This window comes from Verrucomicrobiota bacterium, from assembly GCA_038744685.1.
Classification (GTDB): domain Bacteria; phylum Verrucomicrobiota; class Verrucomicrobiia; order Opitutales; family Puniceicoccaceae; genus Puniceicoccus.
Window position 1 is genome coordinate 25,639 of record JBCDMB010000025.1, and the last position, 20,768, is coordinate 46,406.

Sequence of the window (20,768 nt, forward strand, 5' to 3'; positions counted from 1 at the left end):
CCAGCGAAGAGGGGAATTGGGGAGAAACTCTTCCTCTAAAAGGCGCGCTTCAGCGCGACGGGGTGGTGCAGCCGATCTAATCAAAAAGCCGACGGGTGAAATGCTTCTTGATCTGCTCAAGCACCCAATCGGGGTGTTCAAAAATCGCTCTGTTCTCAAATCGAATCACGCGAACTCCTTTGCTTTTGATGACTTGAGTTCTTTCGTGGTCCAAGTTCTCTGCGATCACGCCTTCATGAACCTGACCATCGAGCTCAATCGCCAAGCGCTCAGCGGGACAGTAGAAGTCTACAATAAATTCACCAACTCCTTGCTGTCTTCTAAACTTCCTTCCCTCCAACTGGCGATTCTTGAGTAAAGTCCACAGGCGCGCTTCAGCAGGAGTCGCTTCGTTGCGGAGTTTACGCCGCAAGGCATTTATATTCTTCTTCGAGGACACTAAGAAAACCAAGTCTAAAGACTGCGATGGGTGCTAGAGGTTTAGTTGGTTTCAAGGGAAATGAGTAGAGATTTCTTTCAATTGAGAGCACACCACCCAACCACCGGAAGGCGGTCCCCCCTCCTCGGGTGCGAAGAGGGGAATTAGGGACAAGACCTCTCCCTCAAAGAAGCTCCCCTCTTCGTTTACGAGGAGGGGTGGCGCGCTTTAGCGTGACGGGGTGGTGTTTTCTTCCTACCCGAACTCCCCTGCACCCACCTGATTGGCTTCGATGTGATCGGCAAATTTGGTGAACTTTCGGAGAAAGGCTAGGTCGATTACGCCCGTAGGGCCGTTTCGTTGTTTGGCAAGGATGAGGCGGATCTTCTCAATGTCGTCTGGGCGTTCGTTTTCCTCTTGATCCTCTCTACGGGGTCTATGAAGAAGCATTACGACGTCGGCATCCTGCTCAATCGAACCCGACTCCCGCAGATCAGACATCCTGGGATCCCTTTTTTCTTTTTCGCTTTCACGATTGAGTTGGCTAAGGACCAAAACCGGCACTTTAAGCTCCTTTGCCATAGCCTTCATGCCCCGTGAAATCTCGGCTATCTGATTTTCCCTGGAGGCGCGATTATCCATGCCGGCAACCAGCTGCAGGTAGTCGACGATGACAAGGCCGAGATCCTTACTCCGCGCGCTTACCCTCCTAGCCTTTGCCCGGACCTCCAGAATATTTAGATTCCCCTGATCATCGACTACGATCTTTGACTGACCAATCTCCTTGGCCGCTTCGACGATTGCCTGTTGTTCATCCCGGGACGAGAAACCGTCCCGCAGTTTGTTCATATTGACTCCAGCCCGACTACAAAGGATGCGCTGCGCCAGACTTTCCGAACTCATCTCCAAACTAAAAACCAATACCGTCTTCGGATCGGGGTTGCGCGAATCACCAATCGCGACGTTCTCGGCAATGTTCATCGCAAGACTGGTTTTTCCGACCGACGGGCGCGCGGCCAGAACAATCATCTCCCCGGCATGAAAACCGAAGGTCAAGCGATCAAGGTCTGCAAATCCGCTTCTTGTTCCATAGCTGCTATGCCGTTTCGCGAGGATGTCGTTGATCATCTTGATCACGTTCTCGAGCGGCTTTCCGATCTCTTGTGCAGAATCGGTAACCTGTGTCTCCCCAATCCTGAATATCTCGGATTCAACCTCTGAAAGAAAAGCAGTGATATCGTCCTGCCCTTCGTAGCATCGCTCCATCGTCTCATTGGACAGACGAATCAGCTGCCGGAGGAGAGACTTTGCCTTTACGATTTCGATCCAGTTCGCGGCAAATGCAGTGGATCCGACAGACTCCGAGACCTCGTTGATGTAGGAACGGCCTCCGGTCTCATCGAGAAGTCCTAGAGTGTGCAGCTTTTCCTCCAGAGTGATCTCGTCGATTTCAATACCCTCGCTATTGAGAGTAATGAGTGCGCCGTACATATTCTTGTGAGCGGGTCTGAAAAACGATTCCACATCAATTTTAGCGTTGATGCAGTCGGTGATAATCTCGGTGGCATTCTCCCGCATACAGGCAGCCAGGAGGGCACGTTCTGCCTCGATACTGTGCGGCTGCTTTTTGCTGATCCCTCCAAAGTCTTCCCCATTGGATCGTGTCTTTGAACGGCGCTGCTGCCCGTTTCTTTGTTCTTCGCGTGCCACTAGAGTAAAAGACTTAACAGTTTGAAAAACGAAGAACAGACGGCCACAGAATGGATGATTACCAACGGTTACGGGTGACTCCAGTAAGAATTGTTCACATTAATAAATTCTTTCTGCGAACTGGAGTTGTAAGGTCTACCAAGTAGCCTTGGTTCTTTGAACCGGGGATAGATTGCGAGGATTCTACTCGAAGCAGAAACTTCCTGAGGTCTGGGGGGGCGTAAGCCTTCGGGGAACCGCTGAGTGGGTAAATAGATCTAGGAATGTCTTGAAGAGCTCTTGGCTTGCCGAAGGCGAGACACTACAATACACAAAACCGTCAGATCCAACGGACTCCGCTTTCCCCGGAACCTAGTTCCGAGGCCACGCCTCAAAGTGAAGAAATCAGTCTTCGATCGGATTCTCGGAGACAATTTCAAACCTAAGCTCACCCTGCACCTGAGGATGGAGCTTGATTGTGACCGAGTGGTCACCAATCGATTTTACCGGGGCCGGGAGATGGACCTGTCTACGGTCCAGCTCAATTCCATTTTCAGCAATCTTTGCAACGAGGTCCTGAGCTGTTACCGCTCCGAACATTTTGCCACCTTCCCCTGTCTTGACGACGATAGCCACCCGCAGACCCTCGAGCTTACTCATCACCGCTTGCGCCTCCTCTAGCTCCGCAGCTTCCCGTTCCGCACGGCGGACGCGGAGTGACTCAATCTGACGCTCGGTTGAACGCGTTGCGGGAATCGCCAATTTACGCGGAATCAAGTAGTTCCGAGCATAGCCGGACTTTACACTTACCTTTTCGCCTTCGCCACCGAGGTTGGTGACTGGCTTTAGGAGAAGAACTTCTGAATGTGCCATGAGATTGTGATACTTTTGCTGTTAAAATGGGATGTCTTCGTCATCAAAATTTTCGGCAGGACCGCTGCCAGAACGGGAGGAACTCTCTCTCGGTGGTGGAGAAGAACGCTCGTAAGAGCCCGAGCCACCACTTTCCTCGTCGCCTCGGCCGCTTCCTAGGAACTGGAAGTTTTCACAGACCACCTTGAGCTTGGAACGTTTTTCGCCTTCCTTCGACTCCCAGGTATCTAGCTGCAGGCGTCCTTCGATCATGACGGGACGACCTTTGGAAAGATACTTCCCTAAAATTTCGCCGACCTTTCCAAATGCATCGATGTCGACAAAAGTCGTCTCCTCACGCTTCTCGCCATCACGGGTAGTGTAGTTGCGCGATACGGCTAAGCCAAATTTGCAAATAGCATTGTTTCCACTAGCAAATCGGACCTCGGGATCCCGGGTAAGGTTCCCGATAAGGATGACGCGATTGAAGGAAGCCATGAGTCTTTAGGGTTACTAGTCCTAAGCGGACTCCACCATAACGCGGTTCACTTTTCGATCAAGACGCACCTTTTCCTGTAGGCCTTCAGGCGCTGTCGCCGGGCCTTCAAAATCATACTGCAAAAAGATGCCGTTTGAGAGTCCGGTTGCGGATTTACGGGCGAAGTCGTGGTTGCCGAGGTTCTTCACCGCATCAACCTTCCCCTCCACTTCTTCGATCACCTTGGAGTAGGCTTCAGTAAGCTCGTCCACTGATGCCTCGACGCCGCGGGTATCTAGAACGAAGGTGGCTCTGTAATTACGACTCGTTTTCTTAATCATGATGCTTTGCTTCTAGTGTTACATTCGTTCATCGCACGCTCAACACCTCCTGCAACCAGCAGCTCAAGTCCAGCACGCACTTTTTGGTAGGACTCCTCCAAAAAGGGAGTCTCATCCTTGGAAATTCTCCCGAGAACCCAGTCTTTTAGATCCATCTCAGGGTGTGATTTACCGCCAACGCCGATTTTGAAGCGGACAAAGTCCGGCCCCAACTTCTGGAGCAGATCGGCGACTCCATTGTGACCACCAGCGCTACCAGATGGGCTCACTTTAATCCGGCCAGGATCGAGTGTGATATCGTCGTATAAAACGCAGAACTGATCGGACCCAAATTTATAATACCGTGCGAGTGCACCGAGAGAGTCTCCCGACCGGTTTACAAAAGTGCGGGGCTTCACCAGAAGGACTGGGTATCCAGAGAGTTCGGCAAGGCAGGTATCGGCCTGAAACCTCTTCTCCCACACCCAACGACCGTCGAAAGACGCGGCAAAAGAATCGAGCGCAAGAAAACCTGCATTATGCCGGGTGTTCTCATATTCCTCTCCCGGATTTCCGAGACCGGCAATGATACGCACCCGATTCATATTTATGTAGTTTGGGAAAAAGAGGGAGCTCTCTTACTTTTCCTCTTCGGAGCTCGCCTCGGCGGAATCACCAGCCCTCTCCTTGATGATTTCCGGCTCAGCAATCTCCTCTTCAGCGGCAGCTTCAGCCTCCACACGAGGGGAAGCGACTCCAGCGATGGTCAACTCGTCTTCACCGGTGTACTCAACACCTTCGAGGACGGGCAGATCTTTCACGTGGAGGGAATCGCCAACATTCAGCGAGGTGACGTCAACGTCGATCTGGTGTGGCAGGTCCTTCGGCAGGCATTTCACTTCCACTTCGTGCAGGTGAATATCAAGGATGCCTCCTTCTGTTGAAACGCCAACCGGAGTGCCATGCACGTGGACCGGAATGCTCGCAGTAATTGCATGTCCTTTCGTCAGTTCGAGGAAGTCAACATGCATAAAGTCGTCTGTAAGGGCATTGCGCTGAACATCCTGAATCAAGGTCATAGCTGAGAAACCGTCTCCATCCTCAATGGTCACGATTGAAGACTGCCCGGCCTTGCGCCAGACTTTGACAAAAGAACCGCGATCGATGGTAAGGTTTTTGGTCCCACTGACCCCATAGAGAACAGCTGGGATTTTGCCTTCACGACGAATCCGACCTGCAGCGCCGCTGCCTGCCCGTTCACGGTTGGAAACTGAGAGAGAAATGTCTTCCATTGTAGGAGTGTTCTAGTCGTTTGTTTGGATGGGAGAAAACGGATGAGAATGATGTGCAGAGAGGGAAAATCAAGGCCAGATTTGGGGAAAATGAGGCTAGAATCCTGGAAATAGGAAGGGTGGAAGCAGGGCCGCGCACCTTTGAGGGTCAAAAGGTTATCCTCTTAAACGAGCCCTTTGCGACTAAGTTGAACAGTGCTCATCTGAGGCCACATTACGTGGCGGCTGCTTCTAGAATGCCGACCTCGAGAACAGTCCCCTTGCAACCGTGAGAAAAAACAGGAAACTTCAAAGTTGGCCGAAAGATGGTTTCTGGCGTCACCAGATGGACTCCATACTCTGGCAGATGCAAGGAATGGTTAACGATACGAATACATCGAGTTGTCGTGGTTGTGACACAAGGGGAAGGCAGCGTTTGATCCCGCCTGTTTTCAATTGCTACCAAGCCGTCAGGGAGAACCTTCAGAACTCCGATATCAATTCGCTACTTAGATAAAACGGACTCGGGATTCGCTATCGGGATCGAAATCGTGTCTCGAGAGCATTCGATAGCGATGCCGATTTCGATTTTTGCCATCATGCTTCGTAGGAGCCGCGGTTTAGTAACCTTTACCAATTCGCTTAAATTCTGGCATATTTGGTGGGATTTAGACTCTTCCTCTTTCGCAATCCATCTGCTCTAGGCCCACCCATATCCTTTGTAAGTCCATTGGATCTGGCCATCTGAAACGTCAACAACCCCATACCCGAAACCGGTATCCCGGTTCGGACCTTCCCACCAGCCACCGCATATGGCTCCACCCATGAGGAAGGTTCGTCCCGCCCAATCAATGAGTTCATTGGAATGGAGATGCCCTTGGAGAACGAGGGGAAGGTTGCGTCCCTTGAAAAGCTCGAGGATTTCATTGGCGTTTTCGACCACCAGATTTTCGGGCAGAGGAGCACTTGGATTCTCGACTACCTGGATAAAGACGGTTCGAAACGGGATATGACTCACCAGAACAATCGGTTTTTCGGCAGGGATTTTGGAGAGTTCTTTGGTCAACCAGGCAATCTGCTCCTGATTTACATATCCTCTGTAGAATAGGGGAGGACTAGTGAGCTCGACCGAATCTATGAGGAAATAGTGAATCCCTCCGTGGTCGAAAGATTGATAGGTCCCGTCTAATTGGAACGCATCCCGCCAAAGTGCGGTTGGATCGATTGCAGGTGGGGAACCATCGGCTGGAAACGCCCCCGCAAGGTCATGGTTCCCAATTACCGGGTAGACCGGCTGGTCAATCTGTCCAAGAAAATCGGTAAAGACCTTGAAGGAATCGACACACTCGGAAGCTGCCTTCAAGTATCCGCGGTTGATTACATCTCCGCCGCAAATCCAAAGATCGACCTCTTCTTCGTTCATTGCTTTTACGGCAAGGTTGAGTGCTTCCGGGACCCGCAAATCTGTTCTGGCATGCACGTCAGTAAAGAAACCGAGGCGAAGCGGAGGAAGTGAAACAGCGGACTGAGCGGTCGAACGAAACCCAAAACCAATCAACCCAGCACCCGCAGCGAGGGAACCCAAGAATTCTCGTCGGTTAGGCATGGAAAACAAATAGGAGCCCAGCAGATCTTTGACAAGCCGACGATGGTAAGAAAAAATCCAGGTGCGAATATCAAGAATTCCTCCCATTCTTACAATTGGTAAGTGTGGCCTCGGAACTCAGTTCCGGGGGCCAGTTCTACGAACGAAAACCCCGGTTCGAAGAACCGAGGCCACCATATCCATCGAACGGGAGGATGCAGGCTTATTTCAACAAACTCACCACAGGGCCGCCAAGTTGGGTAGAAGTCATGGAAGCTGAGTCTTATTTTAGCCGAGTCCGATTGCGGAACGTTTTGATCAACCAACCTCCAGCTCCCTTCCGAGTACATATTGAGGGTTGTCAGAGGTCAGCCGACTAAACAGAGTGTCCTTCAACGAATATCAAGAAACCCGACTTTCCGGTTTGCCATCGATGACCATTGGTAGTCTAGTTCACTCAGTTCTGTGAAAGGTTTTGCTCAGTCCAGCAAACCAAAGGTCACAGTTTGAATTGGGGGTGTTCCGGATTCGACTGCGGGCCGTAGGGTCTGGTTGCATGCCGGAGATGATGGCTCCACTCCGTTACCAAGGCGATCACCTTGCTATTAAATGCCAAGGATAACGTAATCAGCTTCCCGGGCGCAGCTCCGGAAGCTATGGCAGCCTAAGGCTTGCCTCGTCCCGCCGGGGACACCTGCTAACTGGTTGGGGCGTCATCTAGCAGGCATAGCGCGTCGTCGGCATCGTCCGCCGCGCCGTATCTTATCGATGCTAGTGTCGGGTCAGCGTGCCGCTTAGCGGATCCAGTGCGAAACCAAAGAATCGGCTAAGCATGTAGATGCCTTGCCTGAACGTCCGTAGGACGCGGGTTCGACTCCCGCCACCTCCACCATCCTACGCCAAGGCTTCGGATGGTCACGCACCACCCGAGGGAAGCCTTGGCGTAGGATGGTGGCCCTTCGTAGCCCCGCTACGTCGGGGCGAAGTAGGGCTTTCCCGCTTCGAACCTTCTTATGAGTCAACGACCGCCTTTTGCGTTGGCAAGCCCAAGGCTTCGGATGGTCACGCACCACCCGAGGGAAGCCTTGGCGTAGGACCGCGAAGTAGGGCTTTCTCTTCGCCAAGTCCGTGATACGATTAGTTCATGGTCTATGTCTACCGAATTCAAAGCCGCAAATCTCCCTCCTTCGGCTACACTGGATACACGACGAACCTCAAGCAACGTCTCGCGCAGCATAACAGTGGAGAAGTCGCTTCAACGTCCCGATTCGCGCCGTTTGGCCTGGTCTTCTACGCTGCTTTTCCCGACAAGAGAACAGGACGCAACTTTGAAGACTACCTGAAAACTGGTTCCGGCAAAGCCTTCGCCCGCAAACGCCTCTGGCCCTCGTCGGAAGACAATTGTTGAGGGCGCGTTTTCATGCCTGAAATCTGTTCTGTCACTCAATGATTCGGAAGTTCCTCACTACTTCTCGAATTTCAATTTCACCTTAAGTGGTCTTTTCGCTGAGTTGCGTAGCGCAGGGTAGAGACTAGTCCAATCGCTATTATCGCAGCAGTTACATTCATTTCGCCCATAGGTTTAACATGTCAGTTAGTCTAGGATAGAAAGTGTAGAGAGAAACCGCGGAAAATAGGATCCCAGCAAGAGTCACTCTCAGCCTCAAGGAGGCGTATCCAAAAATAAGCGCTAGTGCGCCCCAACTGTAGCTATGTAAAAGATCCAGAATGGTTTGATGCTTATTGGTTGGAGCAGAACCCACGGTTGGAAACGACCAAAGAAGGACCAGAACGCCAACAAATACCAACGCATGTGCACTTTCCCGTTTCTGAATCTTTCTTCTTTGTTCTTTGACTTCTCGATAGGGAAGGTCGAGGTCCTCATAGATCTCATTTTGATGATCTGACGAAGAACCAGGCATAGCACTACTAACTTGTTTCGCTTTGAGCCAGCTCATTCAAAAGTCCATTCATTCGTCAGAGATTTTATATAGAGACGTCTCGCCTAAGAAGGAACCTGATTTTAACTTCAGGCACCTTCCCTCCCGCTTGAAGCAGCATTAGTACTGGGAGAATGGACTCTGTTGTTAATCCGTAAAGGGCTACGTTGTCTTTTCGGTGAAGATCGACCAAGGGTGACTAGGATCGACTTGCCGATTATTGGATATGGAAGTATCCAAAAATTAGATACAGAACTTTATTTGAATTGGCCCTACAATTGCTGCGTCTTGACGGGTGGCGGTTTGAGTTTTAGGAGAGTGTTAGGGTAGTGAGCGGAACAGCTCATGCATCTAAATCATTTGGCCTAAAAAAGGGGGGTTTTTTCAAAAAATTTTCCAAAAATCTTCACCGCCGGAGTTATTCACAATGCCGATTTTGGTCATCAACATCTGTAAATTCCTAAGCGGCAGATACTTCGGGACTTATTCACAAAGATATTCACAAGTTACTACACATCAACACTTTACGAACGATATTATTTGACACGTTGGGAGCTTTCATCCTTACTTTGAAGTGTTCCTTCGGGGGCGTGATCTTTGACAGAAGCGAGGCGAGTAGGAGAGCCACTCCGGTGGTTCACTGAAAGCTTCAGGATAATCCTCGGACTTCGGTCCGATAAATGGTCGGGATGAACTGGCGTTCCTGGCCCCTGCTACGAGTAGCCCTCGGGTTGCACTGTAAGCCTTCGGGTAAACGAGAGAAGCAGGCAGATGTCACCAACTCCGGCGAAAAGGGTCGTGCCTTTTCGTATCACCACGATAGCGGAGTTTGGCGGCGAGCGGTGGCCAAGGGGCAGCGTCAAATACGCGGTGCCTAGGCGAGAACCAACCGCGAAGCCGAGTGACGCTTTTACCTTTCGGTTCGGAAAGTAGAGGCGAACACAGTCGGTCTCAGACCGATAATTGCTACTGTGAGCCAGAGTGGAGAGTGAATGTCCGACAGTGTGGACGAACAAAACGCTGTCAGATCGAATCGGTGTCGCAACCGGCGCGGGAAAAAGGACTTTACCTTCGCGAATTGAGTGCCCCACGTGGAAGTCGTCCAGGCCGGACGGGGACCATGGAAGCCCAATAAGATTCGAATAGCGGGAGGCCCCAAAGAGGTCGTCCGCCTGAGAAATGAACGCAATTTGAGGGTTAAGAGACAAGACCCGTTGCTCATGGCAAACGGTCCGCCGAAATACGCGGATGCTGACCATGAGGTATAGGAATGGAAGTGGAGATCTCAGACGTTTCCAATCCGTGTCCGGACTGCGGCTGTCGGCAGACAGGTGCAAAACCAGGCAGAGAAGTCTCACCCAACAAAATGCTGGTGGTGACACCAGAATCAGGTTCCGCTGCGGGGCCGAAACGAAATCGCAATCGTCCTTGCGATACGACGCAGCGTCGGGGAACTATCAGCCAGTAACCGCTCGACGGGTGGTTAGGGCGCCAAATGATAGTGAAGCGAGGAAAGAGAGTGTGGCGAACTCCCAACCCTCACCTTTAATAGGTCCGTAGATCGGAAACGATCTGCGGGCCTTTTTTTGTGTTCACAACCATAGGAATGGCTTGGGTAGTTTCGCAATAAGCTAGCGGAAGAGATGATTTCAAACCTCTCCGGGCGCGACCAACCACGAATGGTCTTCTGGTCAAATTACGGTTAAGGTCTTCGACCGATCTGCCCGGTCCGGACGGAGCCGGACCCTCCCGGGAAAGCCGGTGCCCGTTCCGCTGCGCATGAACGCGTGGGCAGACCGTCTGCGACAGCTAATTCCAGGGAGGGACGACGTCCTCGCTGGAAGCGGAATGCCTTTGCCAAGATCAGATCAGAAGGGCTGCTTTGGCACATTTTCTGACTTCAATATCGGTCCAGATCATTGGAGCTAAAAGGAAGTGCGCTGCTTTAGTTCAATCTTCTCAACCAGCCTCATATCTTCCACTCTTCCCCGCAGATGAAACTCTTCCGTATTTCGCAGTTTTTCATGCTATTCGTTCCTGGAGTGTGGCTTGGGCTAGTAATCGGCATTTCTTTTTTAGAGGCACCGCTCAAGTTTCAGGCACCGGGAATCACTCTTGAGTTGGGACTGGGGATTGGGCGACTTGTTTTTGGAGCACTCAACAAGGAAGTGGTCGAGTTGCTGATTCTCTTTGTTCTTGGGTTTTGGATGAAAGGTCCGGAGCCGAAAGTGAGGTGAATTTGGGAGGGCGAATCCTAGACTAACTTCCTAAGTACCTCCCGGAAACCTTCCTTCGAATCGGGATAATTGATTCCTCAATTTTCCGTCGACTCTCCTATTGCAAGCGCCTTTCGTTACGGTGTGTCTTTCGCCCGATGGAATCCTGACCTTTCTGAGGAGGAAATATCAAAAGTTCCGGTCACTGTTTTGTGCGGTTTTCTCGGTGCTGGAAAGACTACCGTTCTGAATCATATCCTTTCTCACAGGGGCTCGCCAAAATTTGCGGTGTTGGTCAATGACCTCGGGGAGATTAATGTAGATGCGTCCCTGATTCGCAATGCAGTCAAAGAAGAAAACGGTGCGTTTTCCGGAATGTTGGAGCTTCAGGGTGGCTGCATTTGCTGTAGCATCCAAACGGAGTTGCTCGACTCACTGCTCGAGCTCGTCCAACGATTCGAGCCGGAGTATATCCTCGTCGAGGCTACCGGAGTGGCAGAGCCGGAGGCGATTCTCGAGACGCTTTATTCAGGGAACACTTTTGGCCGTAGGGGTACGGACTTTCTCCAAGTGGCGAATATGGTGACCGTGATCGATGGCGGAAATTTAGGTCAGTATTTTGCCTCAAGCGAAAATACTGGAGGGTCTCGGCGGACGCATCTTCTCCCCAGTGATCCTCGCCGCCCGGTTCAGGAGCTGCTGATCGAACAGATCGAATGCGCAGATGTTTTGATCCTTAATAAAGTTGATGGTTTAGACGGTGATGATCGTCGTCGGTTTGAAGGTTATCTCAAGGGTCTCAATCGAACGGCAGAGATATGGGAGTGCAGTTTTGGCAACATTGATGTGGAGGTCCTGCTGGGAACGAATCGATTCAGTGAGCAGAGCACTCTTGCAGGCGCCGGTTGGCATCAAGCCATGTTGGCAAACGAAAAATCCGGCAGGGTAGAGGGGCACGAGAGCGTGTTGGCCGAAGACTCACAGGAGCACCATCATCAGGAACACCTCCACGACCACCAACACGATCATCACCACGAAGACGAGCACGATCATCACCATGATCACGAAGGCCATGACCATCACGATCACAGGGACTACGGCTTGGATACATTTGTCTTCAACGCACGGACTCCTTTCGTCGAATCCCGCTTCCTTAAAGTCATGCGCAAGGGGTTGCCGGGAGTGATACGGGCAAAGGGCCTCTACTGGTCAGATCGCCGTCCGACTCACGTAGGGTTCCTTTCCATCGCAGGTAAGATGATGCGCGCCGACTATCAATCCGAGTGGTTCCACACCGCAGTTCAGCGAGGAGATGAGAAATTGGAAAACCTACCGGAAGTCGTCCGCAATGCATGGACTCCCGGCCAAGGCGATCGGCGCCAGGAAATCGTTTTCATCGGAATTGATATGGACCGGGAGAAAATCGAAAAGGCACTAAGGGATTGTTTTGTGGAGGAGGTAGGGGTCGGAAAGAAGACGTAGCTGAACCGAAGTAAAGATTTCAAGCATCCCAAAAAGCGAGGAGAGAAACATTACGGTTCAATGGAATACTGATCGCCGTCTGGACGCCTCTCATCCAGTCATTGACGCGTGGTTGAAGGCAGTGAATGCCCACTCGGTGGTTGATGTTTGTGCGCTTTACGCTCCCGACGCAATTTTGTTGCCGACTCTCTCCGATGTGATTTGTGACTCACCCGAACGTATCAGGAAGTATTTCGAGTCCTTTCTCACCCAACCGAAGTTGCTTGCCACTCTCGAAAGTTGCTACGTTCAAGAGTATTCTGAGATTAAGATCGACTCGGGGATTTATCAGTTTGAATGGGATAATGAGGAAATGGGGCTAATGCAGTTCACCCGCGCCCGCTTCACCTTCGTCATTCGCGACGAACGGATCGTCGAACATCACTCCAGTATGGCGCCGCAGTTGTCAGCTTGATTGGAGGGACGGCGGCCCCGCCGTCCTCGATCAGCTTCAAATGAACGCTGGTCTGTTTTTAACTAGGGCTAGCGTTGCGGTTTTACACAATGCGCGGTCCGAACGGAGCCGGACCCTCCCAGTGAGACTTTTGTATTTCCTCTGATACCATCGCTTCGTGTTAATTCATGAATTTTGCCGAGATGCAGGAGTTGGTGGAGCAAGCTGGCCCAAGTTGCGGGAGAACAGATTGGAGACTAAGCGGACCCCTCTCTTTGGCGGTTCCATGTTTCTAGCCTTCTCGGAGAGACTCAAATAAAGAAGAGAACCCAAGTCTGCCGCAGCGCCTTTCGGCGCTACGGCAAACCCGGAAAAAACGGGGAAAAAACGGCAGCTTATCCTACTTGAGAACCGCTTCTTCCGAAACGTAACCCTCGGCCTTGCTCAGTTTCATCGCTACGAGCGAGAGGAGCACTCCGTAAATGATCTTCGAAGTGATGTCTGCTACTGTGTAGGTAATGTGGCGGCCGACCACACCCGCTTCACCGTCGAGCATGAGCGGCATTAGGTAGGCACCCGGATAGAGCATCCACGAGATCAGGAAGAGCCACCAGATCGATTCCAGTGTTTTCGCAGCATCGGCCGGAATGCCTTCTTTACCCTCGTTAATGACCTTTTTCTTCATCACATAGAGGATATCGATGAAGAACACAGTCGATATCGCACCCCAGATCAGCCAAACGGTTGGGTTGGTTACTTCATAAAACTGGCCGGCGTATCCGGTTGCAATCATCAGAGTCCCCGAGATCCAGAACCGGTTCCGGACCGAAGAGAACTTACTCTTCGTCAGGGTCACCACAAAGAGGATCTGGAAGAGCAACATGGGAACATCGATCAACCAGTTCAGGTAACGGTAGCCGTTGTTAAACAGATCCTTTCCTTCCTGCAGCATGTAAAGACCCGTCGCGGGATCGAACGCAAAGGCGTCGGTCCAGTTCGTGGCCTGCACGTAGAGAAGCAGAGCGGCAGACACCATCACCACCCCTGAGAGGATGGAGGACATTCGGAATCGAGGAGCGACCTGTTTAATGGTCATGACAAAATACAACAACGCGGCAAGCATGGTTGCGTAACCGAGTGTGAGAGTATGAGCGGAGAGCTGGTAACCCATTTCCGTGAAACCGATGTCGAGACCGACATAGTTTTCGAAGGTAGCGTTACCGAGAGCGTTTTCTGTATCGGGCATAGCTATAGTCTGAGGTTGGTGGTAGGGAGGCCAAAGAAAAGGGGTTCGAATCCATCCCGTTTTCAAACTGATCAGAGAGTTTGCTTCTCTAATTAGTGTTCCTTTTGAACCTCATTAGCTAAGGTTTTGGACGCAAGCGATCCGTCAGAGAGTTCGAAAAAGCAGCTACAGACCAAAGTGATTGATGGGTCCATTACCCTTACCAAGAACCCGGTCTTTTCCGTTGAGAATGGCCTGATTGGTATACTGACAACCCTTCCGCACAGAGTCCTTCAAACCAAACCCCAAACTAAGATAAGTTGCGATACTGGAGGACAAACTACAGCCGGTTCCGTGGGTGTTCTTAGTCTCTACCCGAGGATTTGTAATGGTGGTGATTTGACCGGTTTCGGCTTCGTAGAGCGTGTCCACCATTTGGTCATCCAAACCTTCGAGATGTCCTCCTTTGAGAAGAACTGAAGTCTGGTAGTGTTTGCCAATCTCCTTCGTAGACTCCTGAAGAGATTCAGAATGAATCGATCGCCCCATCAGGATTTCCGCTTCCTTGAGATTGGGAGTAATTAAAAGCGAGGCGGGCAAGAACTTTTTCAAACAGTTGACCGCGCTTTCCGCGATCAGCCGATCCCCTGAGGTCGCGACCATCACTGGATCTAGAACAATATTCCGAGCCCTGTATTCCGACAATTTAGCCGCAACCAATTCGATGACGTCGCAGGAATGGAGCATCCCGATCTTGACCGCTCCAAATTCGATGTCACTGAGAACCGCGTCGAGCTGCTTTTCGAGATGGGAGAGTGGGATTGGGTGGATATCGGTAACGCCAAGGGTGTTTTGGGCGGTGGTAGCAGTGATCACGCTCGCCGCATACCCACCGCAGGCGGAGATGCTCTTGATGTCTGCTTGAATGCCAGCACAGCCACCGGAGTCGCTTCCTGCGATGGTCAATACGGATGGGTAACGGGTCGTCATACTGGCCACGTCTCTTTCCGATAAGCACTGTCCCAGAACATCCACTCCAGCCTCGAGGCTTTTTCAAAAGCGGCATCCATTCGTCTCAGCGTTTCTTCCGAAGCGGTTTCAGCGTGCTTATCGGTGATGGCTATTGCCTCGTTTACCGAATCGGCAAACTCCTCTCCTCCATACGTTGCAATCCATTTTTGATAAGGGTTTTCCTCCTGGTTCGTTTGATTCGCTAGAATGAAGTCACCCACCTCTTTATAGATCGTAAAACAAGGTAAAACGGCGGCCAATCCCTCCTCCAGTGGACGGGTATGAACCATGCGGCTGAGGTAGCTGTTATAGAGCTCACAGGTCGGCGAGATTTTTCCCAGGTCGGGGCCATTTTCGAGGTAAAGCTCATGGACGGCTTGTTCCACTTCGATAATTCCGGTGGCGGCGCTCAAAAAAAATTGAATATCCGGATCGTCGTTACACTTGATTCCGAGTGCGCCCAAGACCCGTTTGTATTCTGATAAATAGAGCGCATCCTGCTCGATATAGAATCGGAAAACCTCTTTCGACAAAGTGCCGTCCATCAGCTTTTCAATGAACGGATGTGACTTGATCTCACGTCTGATCGGATCGGTCTTGGCGTTTATCGTTTCGAACCAGTTCGGCATAGTATTTCCTTTAGGTTGGTAGTAGTTCGCTCTGGGTCACAGGATCTGGAGATTGCGGATATGACCGCAATTCCATCCGACCCACTTTCAATCACTGCGGCGGCATTCCCTTCATCAATTCCACCGATAGATACCAGTGGTTTTCCACTGATCTTCCGGATTTCTTCAATGCCTTCCAAACCGAGAGGAGGTTCCAGATCCAGCGTTTTGGTGTTGGTGGCAAAAACAGGGGAGAGTCCGAGATAATCCACCTCCAGACCGTTTGCCTCTTCTGCTTGCTCGAAACTGCCCACCGACCATCCGATGATCTTATCGTCGCCGATCAGTTTCCGGGCAACCGAAGGGGGCATGTCGCTCTGTCCAAGGTGAACGCCGTCTGCGTTGACCGACAAAGCGATGTCGATCCGATCGTTCACGAGGAGCGGAACTTCATAGCGGTCGCAAACGGCTTTCGTTTCCACCGCCCTCCGATAAAACCTCTTGGTGTTCAGTTTCTTTTCCCGGAGCTGGACGATGGTCGCTCCGCCTCTCAGGGTCGCTTCCAGAATTTGGATGAACTCATCGTCGTCGGAAACACGGTCATCGGTAACGAACATTAATGAGTAGTCTGGGGGAGGCGGTCTCACGATGTTGTGATCCCGTAGAGGCAATCGAGAAAATTCATTTGGAAGCTGCCCGGGCCCTTTGATAGGGCTGCCGCTTGACTGCCCGCTTCTCCCATGATCTCCATCGCGCTCAATGCGGCTGAGTGCCCATCGGAGTTTACCCCCAAGCAGGCTCCAATCACCGCAGTGGCGGTGCATCCCATACCTGTTACTGCGGCCATCATTGGGCTGCCCTCGTTCACCTCATCCACTTGAGTTCCTGTGACGACATAGTCAGTGGCACCACTGATCACAATCGTGTTCGAGAGGGATTGAGAAAGACTCTGAGCCGCGTCGATCGCCTCGGTGGAGGCTGCGGTGCTATCCACTCCCTTCGTGCTACTGGATACTTTCGCCAGTGCCATGATTTCGGACGCATTCCCCCGGATGACTGTGGGAGTGGCCGCCTCCATAATACTCTTGGCACTCTGATTGCGATACGGAGACGCTCCCATCCCAACTGGATCGAATACAGACGGCTTGCCGAGCTCGTTCGCCTTATTCGCCGCCGACAACATCGCGTCCACCCATTCAGGACTCAGTGTCCCCATGTTGATGACCAAAGAGGATGATATGGAGACGATATCTTCTACCTCTTCAATGGCATGCGCCATGACAGGCGAGGCTCCGATGGCCAATAGGGCGTTCGCGGTATTGTTCATCACCACGTAATTGGTGATGTTGTGCACGAGTGGTGACTGTTCCCGAATTTTCGTAATCGTTTGTTCAGTTGTGAGCATAGAATTTGGGTGAACTTAGCTATCAAAAGAAAATAGCAGACGCAGGGGAAACAACTCTTTCTTTTGAGGGCAGTTCGATTGACCTCCTCTGGCTCGTGATTGCGGAACCGGTGTTGCCGCAACCCCTTAGTGGCGAGGTACTTTTGGATTTGAGCCGCGTTGCGGCTTGCTCAGAACCAAAACTGCTCTCGTCACGTCCAAAGGAGGTCAATCGAACCGCCCTTGAATGGATGGGTTGGGAATTTGCTCCGCTACGAGACCCGATCCCGATAGCGATCTGGATTTCGATTTCCTTCTTTGACCCCTGTCCAAAACCCACCGCAAAAACTCTACGCATTCTCTCCCTCCCGTTAACAAGTAACTGGAAACTGTCGGACTCCGCTCACCCAAACGGATTCACGATCTTTAATTCTCCGAAGGCCCGTCCATCCTGAAGATCCTCGCTCAGCAGCTTTGTTGCTCCCGATTCGATTGCCGCAGCGATTATCAATGCATCGTAGAAGCGGTACTGAGTCTGCTCCCGAATTATAATTGCTTTCTCGAAAATCGCTTGGGAGGGCATGACACTACACTTTGGCCAAAGCACGAGATCAATAAAGTTGGCCAGGAACTCAGAGCTTAGAGGTTTCTTGAATCGGTGTAAGGCAACCGAGCTGAACTCCTGCACGACCTGCCAGCTAACCGCCCATTTGCGGTCGATCTGCAAAAGTTCACGCGCTTGGGTTTGTTTCTTTCGCGAAGTCTTATCGAACGCATAGACGATGACGTTCGTGTCGAGAAAGATCTTAACGCTCATTCATTTCCACTCGAGAAAACTTGCGGCCTGCGTTGTAGCGTTCCATCTCCTCGAAAACCGCATCTACCCGCTCTCGCCGTTCATCCCGCTTCGCCAGATCTTCCAGCCATTCCCGGAAAAGGGTATTCAGCGTAGTTTTCCGGGTCCGAGCTTCCGCTCGAGCAAGCTCAATTAGCTCTTCGTCAGCACTGAAGGTTACGTTTTTCATTGCACTAAGGTAGTGTGCACGAAATCCGTGTATTTCAAGCGGGTTTCTTACTTTCGATTGGGACAACTCATTTCTCGGAACATTTTCTTCCGACCCCAGTTTTCTTATTCCTAATCCTGCTCGTTATCACAATCGAAAAAGAGCGAATTTGCTGAGGTTACTTCGCTCGGAAAAATCTGGATTTTCCGGCGACGCGAGACAACCTAACGACAACGACTTAAATACCGCGCCACAGTAGCTTATTCACTCGAACATTCTCACGCATCTGCACTTTCCAATGAAAAACCGAAAACTCCTCCTTGCTCTCCTCACATTTGCTCCCGGCTTATTGCTCATCGCGTCTCCGGCTGACCAAGACCTTTCCGCCGTCGCATCCGAATGGAAGGAAAAGGCGCCGATGACGGTGGTCCTCGAAACGACCCAGGGGAATGTCGAAATCGAACTCATGCCCTCGGTCGCTCCTCTCGCCGTGGCGAACTTTGTAACCCACGTGAAAGACGGCTACTACGACGGCCTGACCTTTCACAGGGTGATCCCGGGGTTCATGATTCAAGGAGGCGATCCGACCGCTTCCGGCCGGGGTGGGGAGTCCATTTGGGGCAAAACCTTCCCGGATGAATTCTCCCCCGAGGTTCGATTTGACGAAACGGGTCTCTTGGCCATGGCCAACGCAGGTCCACAAACGAACGGGAGCCAGTTTTTCATCACCACGGCCACCCCGCGTCATCTCAACGACCGTCATACGATCTTCGGTAAAGTTACAACCGGCTATGAGAACGTCGAGGCCATTGGAAACGTAAAGACAGGCTGGGGCGACAAACCGATCGAGGATCAGAAGATCATCAAGGCGTATGTGAAAGAGTAGGGGGGATAGCGAACGTTCAACGTTGAACTCTAAACGTCCAAATTTGAGATGCTTTCTTTCGAAGTTGAGCGTTCGATGTTCAAAATTTTGCGTTTGCTATCTTTCGACGTAGTAGCGCCCAGCCCAAATTCATCGGGAAAAGCCGGGCATGGCCAAAACAAGACCCTCATCTAGTTTACCAGTGGCCGGCTTGTCCGTAGCCTCGGAACTCTGTTCCGGGGAGAGTCTGGATGCTCGAACAAAAGCCTCTACTCCGGTTGACTTTCGACGTGCTCAACCTTGGCCAGAACCGAGACCTAAGTTCATTGAGCCGCGAGATGATCCCAATTCCTTCAGATCATTGGTTCATAGTCCCAGGTAGGGCGCAGGCTCTGGAAACCGGGCATGTCTGAAACGAAACCCTCGTCTAGTCTAAATCTATGTGTCTACCCAAAAAGCTAGAGTAATAAACCGAATGAACTCAGGAGATCTGACCTTACTTGGCTCCAAGATCCCTAAGAGCCTTGATGCTCAGGCGATGGATTTTTTTGTTCCCCGGTTTGATCAGGCCATTAGGGCCCCGTTTGCACTTTCCCAAGCACTCACAGGCGATTACCTTGAAAGGGAAATTCTCGGTCTTCGCCGCCTTAAGGAGTTTTTTTCCCTTCAGCGGCTTGCCTTGAACCTGCTTCGCCTTCGGCGCGTCGCATTCTTTACAGATGTAAACCCGATCCACCGAGAGACCGTACTGGATTCCGGCTATCATTCAAGTGGAGCATCGAAGACCTTTTCGGAACTGCTGTGCAAAAAGACGCTGATAGAGGAAAGAGAAGAATTTGAACCACGGATGACTCAGATACTCCTTCGCCAAGGCGTAGGCTCAGAAGTTGAGCGCGGATAGGAGAAGGAAGAGAAAAAATGAACTATTTGGCCCCTGTTTTCCGTGTTCTCCATGGTCAGAAAGAGAATAGTATGAAGGCAATGGCCCTATACGCCCCAAGCCCGATAGCGATTTGGATTTCGATTTCGATTGGTAGAGAGCTGGCTTTGGATTGACGCGCTGCGGAGAATGAAAGGCTGAGACATCCCTAAAGGGCACTTCGAGCGCACTACAGCCTCAAACCTACGAATCCGCACCAGCGTTCGACTTTCCTCCCTTATTCACGGAAGATCCGATATGCGGGGGTCATTCTTTCCAATTCTTTCCACCTTCATCATGATTTTCGCCTACGGAGAGGGCCTTCCGCCCAACGAGCTGCAAATGACTGCGAAAGACGTGGTTTTGACACAGCTTGAGGCGTTGCAAACCAACGACACGCCAGAGGCGGACCACGGAATTGGTATCGCCTGGAAATACGCCCATCCAAAAAACAAAGAGAGCACTGGTCCGCTCCCGCGGTTCACCCAGATGCTTTACAGTCCCGCCTACAAACCCTTGCTCAATCACAGAAGCCACACCGTAACCGAGTTGGAAAATAGTAGGAGAGGGGAAGCTACGTTTGAGGTGATCGTGGTCACCGGAGAAGGGGTCCGTCTAAAATACTTCTGGCTCGTCGAACGAATCGACCGCGATGATGAGAAAAGCCCTTGGCGAACGACAGCCGTCTCCTCCCCAAGCCCGGAGGGTGGGAATCTGGTGTAACGGCTGGCAAAAAGGGTTCCGTTTTCGTTACCGGTCAATTTTGACCTCACTCTCTCATTCTCTCTTCCTCATGTGCGGGAAAGTTATCCGGCAAAACAGCCGGTAGAACGACTTTACTTGGCTTTCAAGCCCTCAAACCACATTCCCCCATCGTAATCCTAATCTTACTCGTAATCTTAATCTCGGAAGATCGATTACGAGTAGGTGAGCCTCCCCCGTTCTGGTTGTCAGGGGACTATCGTATTTTCGATTGTTAGTGTGGTTGATGGTTAAAGTGTTTTTCTGCGGATGGGAAGGCGTTTGTTTGCGCCGCTCCCGAGAATGGGCCTAACTCGCTCGTCGGAG

At 51.5% G+C, this 20,768-nt stretch carries 24 protein-coding genes and 1 other RNA gene; 8 read left to right on the forward strand and 17 right to left on the reverse strand.

Annotated elements, in window-relative coordinates; genetic code table 11:
* Positions 1 to 76: 76 nt before the first annotated feature.
* The 8 genes from AAGJ81_12785 to AAGJ81_12820 form a co-directional block, all read right to left on the reverse strand.
* Positions 77 to 439 (reverse strand): DUF559 domain-containing protein, encoded by a 363-nt coding sequence (locus AAGJ81_12785; GenBank protein ID MEM0967016.1) that lies wholly within the window; start codon positions 437 to 439, stop codon positions 77 to 79.
* A gap of 234 nt (positions 440 to 673) precedes the next feature.
* Positions 674 to 2,128 carry a replicative DNA helicase gene (gene dnaB / locus AAGJ81_12790; protein ID MEM0967017.1) on the reverse strand — a complete coding sequence of 485 codons (1,455 nt, stop codon included), beginning with the start codon at positions 2,126 to 2,128 and terminating at the stop codon, positions 674 to 676.
* Positions 2,129 to 2,512: 384 nt separating this feature from the next.
* Complete coding sequence (rplI, locus tag AAGJ81_12795) at positions 2,513 to 2,980, reverse strand: 50S ribosomal protein L9 (protein MEM0967018.1); 468 nt, start codon at positions 2,978 to 2,980, stop codon at positions 2,513 to 2,515.
* Between the two features lie 21 nt (positions 2,981 to 3,001).
* Positions 3,002 to 3,457, reverse strand: a complete 456-nt coding sequence (gene ssb, locus AAGJ81_12800; protein ID MEM0967019.1) for a single-stranded DNA-binding protein — start codon at positions 3,455 to 3,457, stop codon at positions 3,002 to 3,004.
* Positions 3,458 to 3,478: 21 nt separating this feature from the next.
* A complete protein-coding gene (locus tag AAGJ81_12805) occupies positions 3,479 to 3,778 on the reverse strand; it encodes a 30S ribosomal protein S6 (GenBank protein ID MEM0967020.1) in 300 nt (99 codons plus the stop codon).
* A complete protein-coding gene (pth, locus tag AAGJ81_12810; GenBank protein ID MEM0967021.1) occupies positions 3,775 to 4,362 on the reverse strand; it encodes an aminoacyl-tRNA hydrolase in 588 nt (195 codons plus the stop codon). Before pth ends, AAGJ81_12805 begins: the two co-directional genes overlap by 4 nt.
* Before the next feature lie 33 nt (positions 4,363 to 4,395).
* Positions 4,396 to 5,049 (reverse strand): 50S ribosomal protein L25, encoded by a 654-nt coding sequence (locus AAGJ81_12815; GenBank protein MEM0967022.1) that lies wholly within the window; start codon positions 5,047 to 5,049, stop codon positions 4,396 to 4,398.
* Between the two features lie 679 nt (positions 5,050 to 5,728).
* Entirely contained in the window at positions 5,729 to 6,634 is a 906-nt protein-coding gene (locus AAGJ81_12820; protein MEM0967023.1) for a metallophosphoesterase, read from the reverse strand.
* Positions 6,635 to 7,126: 492 nt separating this feature from the next.
* Here AAGJ81_12820 and ssrA point away from each other — a divergent pair.
* Positions 7,127 to 7,505: a transfer-messenger RNA gene (gene ssrA, locus AAGJ81_12825) on the forward strand.
* 252 nt (positions 7,506 to 7,757) lie between these two features.
* Positions 7,758 to 8,021 (forward strand): GIY-YIG nuclease family protein, encoded by a 264-nt coding sequence (locus tag AAGJ81_12830; protein ID MEM0967024.1) that lies wholly within the window; start codon positions 7,758 to 7,760, stop codon positions 8,019 to 8,021.
* Between the two features lie 157 nt (positions 8,022 to 8,178).
* On the opposite strand, the gene AAGJ81_12835 is transcribed toward AAGJ81_12830, so the two are convergent.
* Together AAGJ81_12835 and AAGJ81_12840 are read right to left on the reverse strand one after the other, a co-directional pair.
* On the reverse strand, positions 8,179 to 8,571 hold the full coding sequence (locus AAGJ81_12835; GenBank protein ID MEM0967025.1) for a hypothetical protein: 393 nt from the start codon (positions 8,569 to 8,571) through the stop codon (positions 8,179 to 8,181).
* A gap of 695 nt (positions 8,572 to 9,266) precedes the next feature.
* Positions 9,267 to 9,911 (reverse strand): hypothetical protein, encoded by a 645-nt coding sequence (locus tag AAGJ81_12840; GenBank protein MEM0967026.1) that lies wholly within the window; start codon positions 9,909 to 9,911, stop codon positions 9,267 to 9,269.
* A gap of 636 nt (positions 9,912 to 10,547) precedes the next feature.
* On the opposite strand from AAGJ81_12840, the gene AAGJ81_12845 reads away from it, so the two are divergent.
* From AAGJ81_12845 to AAGJ81_12855, 3 genes are all read left to right on the forward strand, one after another.
* Positions 10,548 to 10,790, forward strand: a complete 243-nt coding sequence (locus tag AAGJ81_12845) for a hypothetical protein (GenBank protein MEM0967027.1) — start codon at positions 10,548 to 10,550, stop codon at positions 10,788 to 10,790.
* 69 nt (positions 10,791 to 10,859) lie between these two features.
* Entirely contained in the window at positions 10,860 to 12,251 is a 1,392-nt protein-coding gene (locus tag AAGJ81_12850) for a GTP-binding protein (GenBank protein ID MEM0967028.1), read from the forward strand.
* A gap of 100 nt (positions 12,252 to 12,351) precedes the next feature.
* Positions 12,352 to 12,705: a nuclear transport factor 2 family protein gene (locus AAGJ81_12855; GenBank protein MEM0967029.1), complete on the forward strand. Its 354-nt coding sequence runs from the start codon at positions 12,352 to 12,354 to the stop codon at positions 12,703 to 12,705.
* A 379-nt stretch (positions 12,706 to 13,084) separates the two neighbouring features.
* On the opposite strand, the gene AAGJ81_12860 is transcribed toward AAGJ81_12855, so the two are convergent.
* The 7 genes from AAGJ81_12860 to AAGJ81_12890 all read right to left on the reverse strand — a co-directional run bounded on the left by AAGJ81_12860 (position 13,085) and on the right by AAGJ81_12890 (position 17,937).
* Entirely contained in the window at positions 13,085 to 13,930 is an 846-nt protein-coding gene (locus tag AAGJ81_12860) for a bacteriorhodopsin (GenBank protein ID MEM0967030.1), read from the reverse strand.
* Positions 13,931 to 14,095: 165 nt separating this feature from the next.
* Complete coding sequence (gene thiD / locus AAGJ81_12865) at positions 14,096 to 14,899, reverse strand: bifunctional hydroxymethylpyrimidine kinase/phosphomethylpyrimidine kinase (GenBank protein MEM0967031.1); 804 nt, start codon at positions 14,897 to 14,899, stop codon at positions 14,096 to 14,098.
* Positions 14,896 to 15,549 (reverse strand): thiaminase II, encoded by a 654-nt coding sequence (gene tenA / locus AAGJ81_12870; GenBank protein ID MEM0967032.1) that lies wholly within the window; start codon positions 15,547 to 15,549, stop codon positions 14,896 to 14,898. The genes thiD and tenA overlap by 4 nt, the downstream gene beginning before the upstream one ends.
* Positions 15,525 to 16,175: a thiamine phosphate synthase gene (gene thiE, locus AAGJ81_12875; protein ID MEM0967033.1), complete on the reverse strand. Its 651-nt coding sequence runs from the start codon at positions 16,173 to 16,175 to the stop codon at positions 15,525 to 15,527. The genes tenA and thiE overlap by 25 nt, the downstream gene beginning before the upstream one ends.
* The gene (gene thiM / locus AAGJ81_12880; protein ID MEM0967034.1) at positions 16,172 to 16,933 is read right to left on the reverse strand and encodes a hydroxyethylthiazole kinase; all 762 of its coding nucleotides are present in this window, start codon (positions 16,931 to 16,933) and stop codon (positions 16,172 to 16,174) included. The genes thiE and thiM overlap by 4 nt, the downstream gene beginning before the upstream one ends.
* A gap of 382 nt (positions 16,934 to 17,315) precedes the next feature.
* The gene (locus AAGJ81_12885) at positions 17,316 to 17,729 is read right to left on the reverse strand and encodes a PIN domain-containing protein (GenBank protein MEM0967035.1); all 414 of its coding nucleotides are present in this window, start codon (positions 17,727 to 17,729) and stop codon (positions 17,316 to 17,318) included.
* Complete coding sequence (locus AAGJ81_12890; GenBank protein ID MEM0967036.1) at positions 17,719 to 17,937, reverse strand: hypothetical protein; 219 nt, start codon at positions 17,935 to 17,937, stop codon at positions 17,719 to 17,721. Before AAGJ81_12890 ends, AAGJ81_12885 begins: the two co-directional genes overlap by 11 nt.
* A gap of 397 nt (positions 17,938 to 18,334) precedes the next feature.
* Between AAGJ81_12890 and AAGJ81_12895 the strand changes: the two genes are divergently transcribed.
* The 3 genes from AAGJ81_12895 (at position 18,335) to AAGJ81_12905 (ending at position 20,423) form a co-directional block, all read left to right on the forward strand.
* Positions 18,335 to 18,802 carry a peptidylprolyl isomerase gene (locus AAGJ81_12895; protein ID MEM0967037.1) on the forward strand — a complete coding sequence of 156 codons (468 nt, stop codon included), beginning with the start codon at positions 18,335 to 18,337 and terminating at the stop codon, positions 18,800 to 18,802.
* Positions 18,803 to 19,256: 454 nt separating this feature from the next.
* A complete protein-coding gene (locus tag AAGJ81_12900) occupies positions 19,257 to 19,682 on the forward strand; it encodes a hypothetical protein (protein MEM0967038.1) in 426 nt (141 codons plus the stop codon).
* A gap of 276 nt (positions 19,683 to 19,958) precedes the next feature.
* The gene (locus AAGJ81_12905) at positions 19,959 to 20,423 is read left to right on the forward strand and encodes a DUF4864 domain-containing protein (protein MEM0967039.1); all 465 of its coding nucleotides are present in this window, start codon (positions 19,959 to 19,961) and stop codon (positions 20,421 to 20,423) included.
* The last annotated feature ends 345 nt before the right edge of the window (positions 20,424 to 20,768 follow it).

Excerpts from the sequence above, each read along its gene's own strand:
- rplI (MEM0967018.1), bottom strand. The coding sequence starts at position 2,980 with ATGGCACATTCAGAAGTTCTTCTCCTAAAGCCAGTCACCAACCTCGGT.
- ssb (MEM0967019.1), bottom strand. The coding sequence starts at position 3,457 with ATGGCTTCCTTCAATCGCGTCATCCTTATCGGGAACCTTACCCGGGAT.
- AAGJ81_12805 (MEM0967020.1), bottom strand. The coding sequence starts at position 3,778 with ATGATTAAGAAAACGAGTCGTAATTACAGAGCCACCTTCGTTCTAGAT.
- pth (MEM0967021.1), bottom strand. The coding sequence starts at position 4,362 with ATGAATCGGGTGCGTATCATTGCCGGTCTCGGAAATCCGGGAGAGGAA.
- AAGJ81_12815 (MEM0967022.1), bottom strand. The coding sequence starts at position 5,049 with ATGGAAGACATTTCTCTCTCAGTTTCCAACCGTGAACGGGCAGGCAGC.
- AAGJ81_12820 (MEM0967023.1), bottom strand. The coding sequence starts at position 6,634 with ATGCCTAACCGACGAGAATTCTTGGGTTCCCTCGCTGCGGGTGCTGGG.
- AAGJ81_12830 (MEM0967024.1), top strand. The coding sequence starts at position 7,758 with ATGGTCTATGTCTACCGAATTCAAAGCCGCAAATCTCCCTCCTTCGGC.
- AAGJ81_12835 (MEM0967025.1), bottom strand. The coding sequence starts at position 8,571 with ATGAGCTGGCTCAAAGCGAAACAAGTTAGTAGTGCTATGCCTGGTTCT.
- AAGJ81_12845 (MEM0967027.1), top strand. The coding sequence starts at position 10,548 with ATGAAACTCTTCCGTATTTCGCAGTTTTTCATGCTATTCGTTCCTGGA.
- AAGJ81_12860 (MEM0967030.1), bottom strand. The coding sequence starts at position 13,930 with ATGCCCGATACAGAAAACGCTCTCGGTAACGCTACCTTCGAAAACTAT.
- thiD (MEM0967031.1), bottom strand. The coding sequence starts at position 14,899 with ATGACGACCCGTTACCCATCCGTATTGACCATCGCAGGAAGCGACTCC.
- tenA (MEM0967032.1), bottom strand. The coding sequence starts at position 15,549 with ATGCCGAACTGGTTCGAAACGATAAACGCCAAGACCGATCCGATCAGA.
- thiM (MEM0967034.1), bottom strand. The coding sequence starts at position 16,933 with ATGCTCACAACTGAACAAACGATTACGAAAATTCGGGAACAGTCACCA.
- AAGJ81_12885 (MEM0967035.1), bottom strand. The coding sequence starts at position 17,729 with ATGAGCGTTAAGATCTTTCTCGACACGAACGTCATCGTCTATGCGTTC.
- AAGJ81_12890 (MEM0967036.1), bottom strand. The coding sequence starts at position 17,937 with ATGAAAAACGTAACCTTCAGTGCTGACGAAGAGCTAATTGAGCTTGCT.
- AAGJ81_12895 (MEM0967037.1), top strand. The coding sequence starts at position 18,335 with ATGACGGTGGTCCTCGAAACGACCCAGGGGAATGTCGAAATCGAACTC.
- AAGJ81_12900 (MEM0967038.1), top strand. The coding sequence starts at position 19,257 with ATGAACTCAGGAGATCTGACCTTACTTGGCTCCAAGATCCCTAAGAGC.
- AAGJ81_12905 (MEM0967039.1), top strand. The coding sequence starts at position 19,959 with ATGCGGGGGTCATTCTTTCCAATTCTTTCCACCTTCATCATGATTTTC.